The sequence below is a fragment of the Polaromonas sp. P4_F9 genome, from assembly GCF_056401235.1.
Genome location: NZ_JBFUJT010000060.1, coordinates 1 through 11225, shown reverse-complemented (window position 1 = coordinate 11225; position 11225 = coordinate 1). Strand labels below are relative to the sequence as shown.

The 11225-nt window shown below is 59.8% G+C and carries 19 protein-coding genes; 12 read left to right on the top strand and 7 right to left on the bottom strand.

The window, feature by feature from the left end; all coding sequences use genetic code 11:
• Both AC1DUB_RS27745 and AC1DUB_RS27740 read left to right on the top strand, forming a co-directional pair.
• Nucleotides 1–301, top strand: a 301-nt coding sequence (locus tag AC1DUB_RS27745; protein WP_477732296.1) for an AAA family ATPase, incomplete at its 5' end; no start/stop codon positions are given.
• Nucleotides 302–345: 44 nt separating this feature from the next.
• Nucleotides 346–561: a hypothetical protein gene (locus AC1DUB_RS27740; RefSeq protein WP_477720339.1), complete on the top strand. Its 216-nt coding sequence runs from the start codon at nucleotides 346–348 to the stop codon at nucleotides 559–561.
• Between the two features lie 118 nt (nucleotides 562–679).
• On the opposite strand, the gene AC1DUB_RS27735 is transcribed toward AC1DUB_RS27740, so the two are convergent.
• The gene (locus AC1DUB_RS27735) at nucleotides 680–1246 is read right to left on the bottom strand and encodes a TVP38/TMEM64 family protein (protein ID WP_477732295.1); all 567 of its coding nucleotides are present in this window, start codon (nucleotides 1244–1246) and stop codon (nucleotides 680–682) included.
• A 268-nt stretch (nucleotides 1247–1514) separates the two neighbouring features.
• Here AC1DUB_RS27735 and AC1DUB_RS27730 point away from each other — a divergent pair, with 268 nt between their 5' ends.
• From AC1DUB_RS27730 to AC1DUB_RS27720, 3 genes are all read left to right on the top strand, one after another.
• Nucleotides 1515–2114: a cytochrome b/b6 domain-containing protein gene (locus tag AC1DUB_RS27730; protein WP_477720340.1), complete on the top strand. Its 600-nt coding sequence runs from the start codon at nucleotides 1515–1517 to the stop codon at nucleotides 2112–2114.
• Between the two features lie 13 nt (nucleotides 2115–2127).
• Entirely contained in the window at nucleotides 2128–2901 is a 774-nt protein-coding gene (locus tag AC1DUB_RS27725) for a molybdopterin-binding protein (RefSeq protein WP_477732299.1), read from the top strand.
• Nucleotides 2902–3002: 101 nt separating this feature from the next.
• On the top strand, nucleotides 3003–3344 hold the full coding sequence (locus tag AC1DUB_RS27720) for a pentapeptide MXKDX repeat protein (protein ID WP_477732294.1): 342 nt from the start codon (nucleotides 3003–3005) through the stop codon (nucleotides 3342–3344).
• Between the two features lie 70 nt (nucleotides 3345–3414).
• On the opposite strand, the gene AC1DUB_RS27715 is transcribed toward AC1DUB_RS27720, so the two are convergent.
• From AC1DUB_RS27715 to AC1DUB_RS27700, 4 genes are all read right to left on the bottom strand, one after another.
• On the bottom strand, nucleotides 3415–3627 hold the full coding sequence (locus AC1DUB_RS27715; protein ID WP_011483647.1) for a DUF3820 family protein: 213 nt from the start codon (nucleotides 3625–3627) through the stop codon (nucleotides 3415–3417).
• Nucleotides 3624–3995, bottom strand: coding sequence for a translation initiation factor Sui1 (locus AC1DUB_RS27710; RefSeq protein ID WP_477732298.1), 372 nt, complete (start codon nucleotides 3993–3995; stop codon nucleotides 3624–3626). The genes AC1DUB_RS27715 and AC1DUB_RS27710 overlap by 4 nt, the downstream gene beginning before the upstream one ends.
• Before the next feature lie 165 nt (nucleotides 3996–4160).
• Nucleotides 4161–4802 carry an FHA domain-containing protein gene (locus AC1DUB_RS27705; protein WP_477720344.1) on the bottom strand — a complete coding sequence of 214 codons (642 nt, stop codon included), beginning with the start codon at nucleotides 4800–4802 and terminating at the stop codon, nucleotides 4161–4163.
• A gap of 169 nt (nucleotides 4803–4971) precedes the next feature.
• On the bottom strand, nucleotides 4972–5226 hold the full coding sequence (locus tag AC1DUB_RS27700) for a hypothetical protein (protein ID WP_477732293.1): 255 nt from the start codon (nucleotides 5224–5226) through the stop codon (nucleotides 4972–4974).
• Nucleotides 5227–5267: 41 nt separating this feature from the next.
• Here AC1DUB_RS27700 and AC1DUB_RS27695 point away from each other — a divergent pair, with 41 nt between their 5' ends.
• The 5 genes from AC1DUB_RS27695 to AC1DUB_RS27675 all read left to right on the top strand — a co-directional run bounded on the left by AC1DUB_RS27695 (nucleotide 5268) and on the right by AC1DUB_RS27675 (nucleotide 8494).
• The gene (locus tag AC1DUB_RS27695) at nucleotides 5268–5864 is read left to right on the top strand and encodes a 3'-5' exonuclease (RefSeq protein WP_477732292.1); all 597 of its coding nucleotides are present in this window, start codon (nucleotides 5268–5270) and stop codon (nucleotides 5862–5864) included.
• A 189-nt stretch (nucleotides 5865–6053) separates the two neighbouring features.
• Nucleotides 6054–7133 carry a Vgb family protein gene (locus AC1DUB_RS27690; protein WP_477732291.1) on the top strand — a complete coding sequence of 360 codons (1080 nt, stop codon included), beginning with the start codon at nucleotides 6054–6056 and terminating at the stop codon, nucleotides 7131–7133.
• 253 nt (nucleotides 7134–7386) lie between these two features.
• Nucleotides 7387–7749, top strand: coding sequence for an HVO_A0114 family putative DNA-binding protein (locus AC1DUB_RS27685; protein ID WP_477732290.1), 363 nt, complete (start codon nucleotides 7387–7389; stop codon nucleotides 7747–7749).
• A 68-nt stretch (nucleotides 7750–7817) separates the two neighbouring features.
• On the top strand, nucleotides 7818–8162 hold the full coding sequence (locus AC1DUB_RS27680) for a toxin (protein WP_477720349.1): 345 nt from the start codon (nucleotides 7818–7820) through the stop codon (nucleotides 8160–8162).
• 11 nt (nucleotides 8163–8173) lie between these two features.
• Complete coding sequence (locus tag AC1DUB_RS27675; protein WP_477720350.1) at nucleotides 8174–8494, top strand: helix-turn-helix domain-containing protein; 321 nt, start codon at nucleotides 8174–8176, stop codon at nucleotides 8492–8494.
• A gap of 260 nt (nucleotides 8495–8754) precedes the next feature.
• Here the strand turns inward: AC1DUB_RS27675 and AC1DUB_RS27670 are convergent, their stop codons facing one another.
• The gene (locus tag AC1DUB_RS27670; protein WP_477732289.1) at nucleotides 8755–9192 is read right to left on the bottom strand and encodes a hypothetical protein; all 438 of its coding nucleotides are present in this window, start codon (nucleotides 9190–9192) and stop codon (nucleotides 8755–8757) included.
• A gap of 307 nt (nucleotides 9193–9499) precedes the next feature.
• On the opposite strand from AC1DUB_RS27670, the gene msrB reads away from it, so the two are divergent.
• Nucleotides 9500–10003: a peptide-methionine (R)-S-oxide reductase MsrB gene (gene msrB / locus AC1DUB_RS27665; protein ID WP_477732288.1), complete on the top strand. Its 504-nt coding sequence runs from the start codon at nucleotides 9500–9502 to the stop codon at nucleotides 10001–10003.
• Nucleotides 10000–10728 (top strand): peptide-methionine (S)-S-oxide reductase MsrA, encoded by a 729-nt coding sequence (gene msrA / locus AC1DUB_RS27660; RefSeq protein ID WP_477732287.1) that lies wholly within the window; start codon nucleotides 10000–10002, stop codon nucleotides 10726–10728. The genes msrB and msrA overlap by 4 nt, the downstream gene beginning before the upstream one ends.
• A 318-nt stretch (nucleotides 10729–11046) precedes the next feature.
• Here the strand turns inward: msrA and AC1DUB_RS27655 are convergent.
• A partial coding sequence (locus tag AC1DUB_RS27655; RefSeq protein ID WP_477732297.1) for a transposase occupies nucleotides 11047–11225 on the bottom strand: 179 nt, incomplete at its 5' end.

Below are 11225 nucleotides of genomic sequence, written 5' to 3'. Positions count from 1 at the left end.
GCAGCAGCGCGTGGCGATTGCCCGGGCGCTGGCGATGCAGCCGCGCATCATGCTGTTTGACGAGCCGACCTCGGCGCTGGACCCGGAGATGGTCGGGGAGGTGCTCAATGTCATGCAGGCCCTGGCCGAAGAAGGCATGACCATGGTCGTCGTCACCCACGAGATGGGCTTTGCCCGCCAGGTGGCGGACCGCGTCATCTTCATTGATGAGGGGCTGGTGGTGGAGGAAGGCACACCCGCCGCCATCTTCGACCAGCCGCAGGAAGAGCGCACGCGCAGGTTCCTCAGCAAGGTCCTGTAACCCCCGTAACCCCTTAACCCAGCGCTTCACCAAGGAAACGATCCATGAAAAAACTTCTGCTGCTGGTTTGCGTCCTGATGACGGGCTGCGCCGCCGAACTGATCAGCGCCAACGAAAAGACCATCATCGTGCAGGCGCGGCGCCAGGACGTTGCGAACGCTCAGGACATTGCTGAAGCCGAATGCCAGAAGCGCGGTCTGCATGCCAGGCTGACCAGCAAGCCCGCCAGCAACCAGTTTGGGTTTGATTGCGTGCGGTGATTTAAAAACGCGCCCTTTAGGTAATGAGGGTTCGCAGCGTTGAAAGCACTGGCGTTGGGAGGCCACGGAAACTTTGCTGCACGGACCTGCCGCGATCTGGTGCTCGGCGAGTGCCGGTTCAATACACCGCGATATGGAAAGCCTTGGCCAGGTACTCAAAAAAGACGCAGTACAGCGCAATCGGCAGGGGTAGGCCCAGCAAGGTGCCAATCAGGTAACTGCGGAATTTCACGCCCGACATGGCCAGCGCGTAATTGAGCGCCGGCACCGTCTGCAACAAAATCCTCAAAATCACGATGCTGGTGATGGGACGCGCGTCCAGTCGCGCCAGCACGCGGGTAGCCCATTTGCCATTCAGTTGCCGCAGTGCATCGCCACCGACCAGGCGAATGACCCAGAAGGTAAGCACACAGGAAATGACGGCTGCAATATAAGTGGCCACACCACCCCACACTTCCCCCAGCGCCAGGACTGAAGCGGCCAAAAAAATCCATCCAGGAATCTGGATCAGGTTGCCCAGCGCAAACAGCACGATGAAGATCAGCAGGCCGCTGACCTCGTTGTCCAGGAATTTTTGATGCAAAAAGGCCAGGCTGAAGTTGTCCCGCAAGCCCGAAATCTGAAACACCACGAGCATCAGCACCAGAAATCCGGCAACGGCGAACAGTCGTTTGTAGCGGTACATGTTTACCTCGGGGGCGTGGACTCAAGCCTGCACCAGAGACAAGCACAAGCCGGGCACCGTCAAAACCAGCCCTCCGTGGGGGGGCGTTTTCACCGCTTGCGCGGCAGGGTGAACCGACTCTGACATCAGCCCCAATCGGGCCTTTCCCGTGATTGTAATTTGGCAAATATGTAAGAAACCGGCGCGCCGCCCGACCAATCGTCAACACGCAGCAAAACTGCCGTGGAAACCCTGGGAATCCCAGGCTTTGTTGGCGAATGAGGAGCACATGATGGATACCGGCAAGCAGGTGATTCACCCCGGGTGGTTGCGGGCCATGCACTGGCTCAACGCCCTCGCGGTCGTGGTCCTGATGATGAGCGGCTGGAGAATTTACAACGCCACCGCCTTCCTGGGCTTCACAATTCCGAAAGACATCACGCTGGGCGGCTGGCTGGGGGGCGCCCTCCAGTGGCACTTTGCCGCCATGTGGGTGCTGGGCGTCAATGGCCTGCTTTACCTGGCCTTCAACCTCGCCACCGGCCGCCTGCTGCGCAAGTTCTTTCCGCTCTCTCCCCGGGCCTTGCTGGCCGATCTGCAGGCCGCGCTCAAGGGCCGACTCGCCCATGCCGACCCGCGGCATTACAACATGGTGCAGCGCCTGGCCTACCTGTTTGTGATGGTCGACACCGTCCTGCTGGTGATCTCTGGCCTGGTGCTCTGGAAATCGGTGCAATTCCCGCTGCTGCGCGAACTGATGGGCGGCTACGAAGGCGCCCGGCTGGTGCACTTTTTTGCCATGGCCGCACTGGCTGCGTTTGTGGCGGTTCACCTGGTGATGGTGGCGCTGGTGCCGCGCACGCTGCTGTACATGGTTCGCGGCCGCTAAGGAGCCTGACATGATGATCAAACCCCCTCCCCGCCTGGCCATTGACGGCGATGCCGTGCTCAAGGAAGCCGTGAGCCGCATCAGCGAGCCCGCCCGCCGCGACTTCCTGCGCCGCTCGCTCACGCTCGGCGGCCTGTCCATGCTCACGGGTTGCACGCTGGTGGATGAAGCCAGCATTGACACGGCATTGATGCGGATTTCCCGCATGAATGACAAGGTACAGGGCTGGCTGTTTGACCCCAACCGCCTGGCCCCCACCTACCCCGACTCGATGATCACGCGCCCCTTCCCCTTCAATGCCTACTACAGCGAGAGCGAAGTGCGCGAGATCGAGGAAAGCAGCTACCGCCTGGAGGTCACCGGCCTCGTCGCCGACAAGCGCAAATGGGCGCTTCCGGAGCTGCGCGCCATGCCGCAGGTTGACCAGGTCACCCGCCACATCTGCGTCGAAGGCTGGAGCGCGATCGGCAAATGGGGCGGTGTGCCGTTTGCTAGCTTTCTGCGCCGGGTCGGTGCGGACCTGACTGCCAAATACGTCGGGTTCAAGTGCGCCGACGACTACTTCACCAGCATCGACATGCCAACCGCCTTGCACCCGCAAACCGTGCTGGCGCTCACCTACGACGGGCAGCCGCTACCCCCCAAATACGGCTTTCCGATGAAGCTGCGCATGCCCACCAAGCTGGGCTACAAGAATCCCAAACATATCCAGGCGATTTTCGTCACCAACACCTACCCTGGCGGCTACTGGGAAGACCAGGGCTACAACTGGTTCGGAGGTAGCTGAGCCTGCTCAGAGACCCAGCAACGCCGGCAATAGCTGAATCATCGACTTCAGCATTGCCGTTTTATTCAACAACTGATTCATCATCACCAAGGAAAACAACCATGAAAACACTGACCGCCGCCCTCCTGTCTGCCTGCATGCTTTTCGCCGGCGCTAGCGTCATGGCACAGGACGCCATGAAAAAGGATGCGATGGGCAAAGATGCCATGTCGAAGGACGCCATGGCAAAAGACACGATGGCTAAAGACACCATGTCAAAGGACGCGATGAAAAAAGATGGCATGAAGAAAGATGCCATGGGCAAGGATGCCATGGCTAAAGACGCCATGAAAAAGGATCACATGGCCAAAGCTGGCATGGCCAAGGACGGCATGAAAAAAGACGCTATGGGTAAAGATGCTATGGGTAAAGACGCCATGGCCAAGGACGAGATGAAAAAGTAAGGCGATTGCGAGGGACGTTCCGGGAGGGCTGTGCCCTGCAGGCCGCCTCCGGAATTCATTTCAATGAACCCTATCGCTTGCGAAGCGGATCCAGCAGGGACGACAGGCCGTTGTGGTCGATCTCGTGCATCAGCGCCAGCAGGCGACCAATCTCGCCCTTCGGAAAACCTTCACGGGCAAACCAGTTGAGGTAGTTGCCAGGCAAGTCGGCAATCAGCCGCCCCTTGTATTTGCCGTAGGGCATTTCGCGGGTCAGCAGGAGCTGCAGGTCTTCGGGGTTCACCCACCGCTCCGCTTGACGACGTAACCCTGCTTCTTCAGCGCCTGCATGACCAGGTCGCAGTGCTCGCCCTGCACCTCAATCACACCGTCCTTCACCGTGCCGCCCGAGCCGCACGCGGTCTTGAGCTGCTTGCCCAGTTGGGCCAGGGCCATCGCATCCAGTGCCAGCCCCTTCACCACGGTCACGCTTTTCCCGCCACGGCCTTTGGTCTCCCTGGAAACATGGACCACACCGCCGGACTTTCCGTCAGGCGTTACCAGGGCCTTGAGTTGACGGCAAACGCAGCCGGCCACGGGCTTGCGGCAATCGGGGCACATGCGTCCCCCGTCAGTGGAATAAACGAGTCCGCCGGATGGATTGCTTTTCATGGATGGGTTGAGCTTGGCAGCCAGGGGAAAGAACAGGCCGGACGAATCTGCCACGGCACAATGAAGATTTGAAACCTGCCGGCCGGTGCAAAGCCTTCGCAACAGCGCAGCTTGCGTCCCGACAGGGCACTTCGATAAGTACTTTGATAAGTACTTCGATAAGTGTTATCGGGGTTGCAGCAAGAACTCCATCTCGGTTCCCGCCAGGTTCAGCACATCGTGGTGGCTCAAGGGAATCGCCTTGTACCCGATTGATTTGCCATTGAGCGTGGGCTGTGTCTCACCGTCCATGTGGGCGACGTAGTAACCATCGCGGCGGTGAGAGATGGCCACGACCGCCACACCCGGCCGGCCAAAAGTCGTCACCGCCTTGACCACCGGAACCTCCAGCCCCGCCGAAGAACCCGACAAAACCTTGAGGCTGGCCTGCAACGCGCCACTGGTGCCCGGAAAACCAAGCGCCTCCAGCGGCATGGTGCCCGTTTTTTCGGATACGAGAGGCTGCTCATGCTCGGAGGCCGAGAGATACTGAATCCTGAAATTACCAATGGCGATGATGTCCTTGTCCAGCAGCAGCTGCCTGGACTTGATCATCTGGCCATTGATATAGGTCCCGTTGGTACTGCCCAGGTCCTCGATATACACATCCGCGAGGCCCTTGAGTTCAAACACGCAGTGCTCGCCGCTCACCACCAGGTTGTCAAGCACGATGTCGTTATAAGGTCTACGGCCAAGCGTCGTTCTGTTGTTCTTCAGATAGACATGCTGGATTTCGACGCCTTCGACAGATGCGATGAGTTGTGGCATGGAACCTCCCCTCCTGCGGTATACGCCGCCAGACACGCTTGGCGCGGTGGCGACAATTGATGGTAGCCGTGCTGCCACAAAGGCACAAGGCCAAGACTATGACAAAGTCGTCCCCAGTATAAAAGCATGTGCCGGGACTTTGCTTGGAGGCGCTGCCGGGTCAGTCCGGTCAGTCCGGCACGAAGCGGGCCTTGAACTTCAGCTCGTCTTCGGGTTGCTCGAACGTCGCCACCTGCCCCATCTTCATGTCTGCCAGGCGGCAGGCCGAAAACAGGCTGTATTTGCCTTTGAGGTCGTAGCTCTCCATGTCAATCAGCATGTAGGGGTAGGGCACAAAAACCTGGTACGGGAAAACCGTCCGGTGCCTGTTGCGGGGCGACGGAAAAAGTTTGTAAGTGTCGGTGGTGATGCTTTGTGCTGCCATGATGTGGGTTGCTCTCACCCTATTTTGATACGTGGAACCCTATGACCGAGCTTTTCGTTACACCTGGTAAAGATCAAATTGCGCTCCTGGAGCCTTTCGAGCGGCTGGGGCTGGCGCAGGTACAGGTGGTTTCAACGCCGCAGCAGGCCGGCAAGGCGCTGCAGGAACTCGCAGACATCACGGCCCTGGGGTTTGATACTGAATCCAAGCCGACCTTTGCCAGGAACGAGGCGTCTGACGGGCCCCACATCGTTCAGCTGTCCACGCTGGAGAAAGCCTATATCTTTCAATTGCAGGACGCGGAGTGTCGCCGCGCCGTGGCCGTGCTGCTGGAAGCACCGGCCATCATCAAGGCCGGCTTCGGCCTGGGAGACGACCGCCGGCGTCTTATCAGCAAATTCGGCGTTGACCCGCAGGGTGTGCTGGACCTGAACACCGTGTTCAGGAAAAAAGGCTACCGCAAGGACATGGGTGTGCGGGGGGCGGTGGCCGTGGTCTTCAACAAGCGGTTCATCAAGTCCAGAAAAGCCACCACCTCCAACTGGGCCAACAGCAAACTGTCCGACGCGCAGATCATCTACGCCGCCAATGACGCCTATGCGGCGCTCAGGGTCTTCATGGCGCTTGAGTTGAACTGACCGCTCAGGGCCAGCCGTGATTTACGGCGGATCCAGAGAAGGGCCATCGACGGCACGGCCAAGCCGCCAGCTGGCGCGCCCTTACAGCGCCCACAGCCCCTTCAGCCCTTGCATGCGGCAGCACATTACCGCCACAATGACCTTGCACGACCTTGTCCAACCGGTCCCGAACGCGCAGGAGAAACTGCCATGGCGCAGCGTACGCATTCCCAACCAATCCACATGAGCCGCCGTGCCGCGCTGGCGGCGTTAACGGGACTAACGGGGCTCTCGGGTATCGCCCTGGGCGGGTTGTATGCCACCGCCCTGCTCTCGCCCGGCATCGGGCGCTCACAGACAACGGGCGCCTCTCGCCTGCAATCCTGGCCGCTCAACACCCCGCGCAGCACAGGCATTCACGACGTGGCGCCCGCGCCCGGTGGCGGGGTCTGGTTCTCGGCGCAGCGCAGCGGGCACCTGGGCTGGTTTGACCCGCGCACCGGCAAGTCCGAGCTGATCGCCCTGGGAAGCAATGGCGGCAGCTCGTCGCCGCATGGCGTGATTGCCGGGCCCGACGGCGCGGCCTGGCTGACCGACGGCGGGCAAAACGCCATTGCACGCGTGAGCTGGCCGGCGCGTGAGGTGAAGCTTTTCCCACTGCCCGCCGGAACACCCTACGCCAACCTCAACACCTGCGCCTTTGATGGCAACGGCGACCTGTGGTTTACCGGGCAAGGCGGCTACGTGGGCAAGGTGGCCGTGAGCACCGGCAAGGTCAGCGTGAAGGAATCGCCACGCGGACGCGGGCCCTACGGCATCTGCGCCACACCGAAGGGCGAGGTGTGGTGGTGCTCGCTGGCCGGGTCATTCATTGCGCAGATAGACCGCAACACCGGCGAGTCACGCGTGGTTGAACCACCGACACAGCGCCAGGGCGCACGCCGCGTCTGGTCCGACAGCCGCGGCCGCATCTGGGTGGCCGAGTGGAACAGCGGCAACCTCTCGGTGCACGACCCGGCATTGGGCGTGGGCGCCAACAACTGGCACACCTGGAAAGCACCGGGCGCCGACCCCCACGTGTACGCCGTGTATGTAGACGACAAAGACATCGTCTGGGCCTCCGAGTGGAGCAACAACGCCATGCTGCGCTTCGACCCGCGCGCCGAGAAATTCGACGTCATCGCCATGCCCCGCCCCGCAGCCAACATCCGCCAGATACTCGGCCGGCCGGGGGAAGTCTGGTTGCCCGAAAGCGGCACGGAGTTTATTTCGGTGATCAGGACGGGGTGAGCGCCGGCAAGTTCCAGGTCTGAGGGGCTTGCCCACTCGTCATTGAAGGCCTGACCCCGCAATCCATGAATCCCGGATCGGGGCCGTCCCGGACCTGATTCAGTGTTCGGGATGACCAACCAATGAGTTGCTTCACCGTACGGGAGCCGAGCTTGATTTGCAAAAGCCGAATGCCAGAGCTAGGGAGATACGTGATGACAGTTCTGAGGTTGAGATTGTTGTCTGGCACGACATAGGAGCCTGGAATTAAGCCATGAAAGCAGTCATTGAAATCGCCCCACACGGCTCCGTGTTCAGCGTAGCCCGCAAGCAGCTCAAAGCGGCTGAGGCCAGCCCAAAATACGGGGCCGACTACCACCTGAGCTTTGAATCAGCTCGCGCCCTGTTTTCAGAGCTGACACCTGCGCGCATCGACCTGCTGGAAACGCTGCGACAGTGCGGCCCCTGCTCGGTCTATGCGTTGGCCAAAACCGTGGAGCGCAACTACTCGAACGTACACACGGACATCGGAAAGCTGGAGGAGCATGGGCTGGTCAAGCGCACGCCGGAAGACACGGTGTTTGTGCCTTTTGAATCGGTGGAGATCCATTTGGCCTTGTTCAAAAAGGCTATTTGAAGCCACAGGCTGTCAGCCATCCATTCGCTATCAACCATAAACCATACGCAACTAGCGTACAATAAATCTTGCAAGCAGTATTCATCGAACTACCTCCCTTTGAACGCATGAGGCAGGGCTATCTCGACGACCAGGCCTACCGTCAGCTACAACTCGACTTGATGGCAAACCCGGAGGCGGGTGATGTGATTGAGGGCACGGGCGGTTTGCGCAAATTACGCCAACCAGATCCCCGCCGAGGTAAAGGCAAACGCGGCGGCTTGCGAGTGATTTATTACTGGTGGTTGGGCGGCGGGCAGTTTTGGCTTTTTACCGTGTACGACAAAGATCAGGCTGATGATTTGACGCCCGTTCAACGCAAGACATTGAAGCAACTGCTTAAAAGCGAGCTGGAGCAGCGGCAACCCAAGTAAAGGCAAACATCATGAAGAAGAAAAGGCGCGACATTTTTTCAGAATTGACTGAAGGTTTCGACGCGTTGAAATCGCAGCGCGAAGGCAAACTCACGCTGCGCACCTTCAAAGTAGTAAGCAACCCTGCGCCAACACTCTCCCCGCAAGACGTCGTGAACGTGCGCGAGCAATTGCACTTATCGCGCCCCGTGTTCGCGCGCTATCTGCGCACCAACCCACGCACGCTTGAAAACTGGGAGCAGGGGCGCGCAAAGCCCAATGCCCAGGCAGCGCTGCTGATCAAAATGGTGGCGCAGTTTCCGGATATGGTGGAGCGGCTGGAGGCCGTTTGACCTTTTGGAAAATTAAAGTTTGCCCCCGATTACCCCGGTGCCGGCTCCGTGACCAGGATGGAGAAGCACTCATGTCATCAGCGCCCCCAGATAAGGGCACATCACATTGGCCACGCAGTTAACAGCCACATAGGAAAAATCAGCAGCACCAGACCTCGACTGACCGAACCGTCATCGCGGGCCTGATCCGCAATCCATGCGTCCCGGATCGAGTCCGGGATAAAAAACCAGGGCAAGGGCTTGACCGAGCCGCATTGCTCCTAAGGTAGCGTGCCCTCCGCCACGCGCCGGTAACGCACCTGGCGCTTGCGAACATTGTCTGTGCCGATGAACTCGTTGCGCGACTCGAACCGGACCTCGAACGCGGCATACGGAAACTTGGGTGCGGAAGGTTTCTGCCCGTCGATGTTGGTGTAGCGGCGCTTCAGGTTGGTACCGTCAAAGTGCCATTCGCCGGTGTGATGGTGCTGGAGCAGCACCCCGTCGCGCAGGGTGACCGTTGACATTTCGCCAAACTGGCCGTCCTGCGCCAGCACCAGCACACGGCGCACTCGGGTCCCGTTTTCTTCATAGTCCCGCAGCCATGTTCCCGTCAGCTGCAGCTGGACATCTTCGGCGTGCGAATCGTCGGGCGGGCCGTTGCAGGCCGCCAGCGCGCCTAGCGTCAAAACAGCGCAAAGCCTGAAGATCTTGTGCATGCCTGTCATTGTGGCGCGGGTTTGGAGTCCATGACGCCCCCGCGATTACCCATGAAATTACCCATGCGACCAGCCCTGCGAATCCTGGCCGGGAACCGAATGCGGGCATCTTCATCCAATTCCAGTATCCGCAGGGTGTTCCCCCTGGTTCCCCTTCTGCTGCTCTTCTTCTGCTCCTCTTCTAAAAAAGAAAAGCGGCTCAAATAGCAAAACCTGACCTGATGGGGTTTCTGGACTCAGCCTGTAAGAAACAGGCCCCTCGCCGACCAACAGCCATGGCCCACTTTGGGTAACGCGAAAGGCACTCATGATGACCCGCAGAAACTCTTTGTTGAAATTTGGCGCACTCTCCGCCGGCGTTGCCGCCGCCCTGGCCGGCATGCGCGGCGTGCTGGCGGCCACACCAGCGCGCGCGGCTCGGGTTTATGAAGTCAGCCACAGCGATGCCGAATGGCAGAAACTTCTCAGGCCCGACCAATACCGCGTCTTGCGCCAGGCCGGCACCGAGCCCCCCTACACCAGCCCACTCAACAAGGAAAAGCGCGCAGGCATTTTTACCTGCACAGGCTGTGCCCTGCCCCTTTTCTCATCCGCCACCAAGTTTGAAAGCGGCACCGGCTGGCCCAGCTTCTGGCAGCCCATGGACAAGGCCGTGGTGGAAGAAAGCGACACCACCTTGTTCATGAAACGGGTAGAAGTGCTGTGCCGCCGCTGCGGCGGGCACCTGGGCCATGTGTTTGACGACGGCCCCAAACCCACCGGCCTGCGCTACTGCATCAACGGCCTGGCCCTTAACTTCAAGGCAGCATGATGATGAACAAATACCTTTTCTCCCTTGGCGCAGTCGCACTGGCTGCATGGGTTTTTGTGGGCGGCGGCATGGGCGTGAGTTCAGCGGAAGAAAAAGCCGTCAAACTGCCCGCCCCGGCCATCGACATACCGGCCACCGCGCAAGCAGGCCCACAGTCGGGCAGCGCCACAGCCGTGTTCGCGGGCGGCTGCTTCTGGGGCGTGCAAGCTGTGTTCCAGCACACCCAGGGCGTTCTCAACGCCGTATCGGGCTACGCAGGCGGCGAAAAAGCGACCGCCAGCTACGAGATGATCGGCTCAGGCCGCACCGGCCACGCCGAATCCGTGCAGATCACCTACGACCCGAAAAAGATTTCGTACGGCAAGCTGCTGCAGATTTACTTTTCCGTGGCGCACGACCCAACAACCCTGAACCGCCAGGGTCCGGACAGCGGCACTCAATACCGGTCCGCCGTTTTCTACCAGGACGCCAACCAGAAAAAAGTGACCGAGAGCTACATCGCACAGCTGGACGCCGCCAAGGTGTTCCCCAAGAAGATCGTGACGCAGCTCACGCCGCTAACCGCCTTCTACCCCGCTGAGGCGTATCACCAGGACTACGCGACCCTGCACCCGAACCAGCCTTACATCGCGCGGTTTGATTTACCGAAGATCGCGAACCTGAAAACCGTGATGCCTGAGGTGTATCGGGACAAGCCGGTGCTGGTATCGCAAGCCGGTAAGTAGAGCCGGAATGGTGCGGGCTTGTTGAGAGAAATCAGATCCTGACTCCGATTGCTGTGCCATGGTTCGAGCCCGTTATGGTTCCCCGAAGCGGTCGATTCTGGGAACTGGGAATTGCAGTTGGAAACTTAATCGCGTACGGCTCGGAAGTTTGTCCACAAAAATCCGCAGGCCGTCGGCCCTCCGCTCTCTTACGCTTCATGCGCAGTTACGAGTGGGAACTGGAGTGCCTGTGGAGGTTTGTGGTCAAGCGGGTTATCGAAAGGAACCAGAGATCACAAAGAAAATATCAACCCGATAAAGCCAGATTTCACTAAGAACCTATCCGTAAATTATGTTTACCTTGAGCGTCACTCTGCGGAACGCGATGATGGCAGCGGCTATGTGGTTCAGCGCGACGAAGCTGCGTTCGAGCTTCTCGTATCGCACGAGCAGCTTGCGAAAGCGGTTGAACCAGCTGTGGCAGACCTCGACCACCCAGCGCCGCGCCTTCCCCTTCC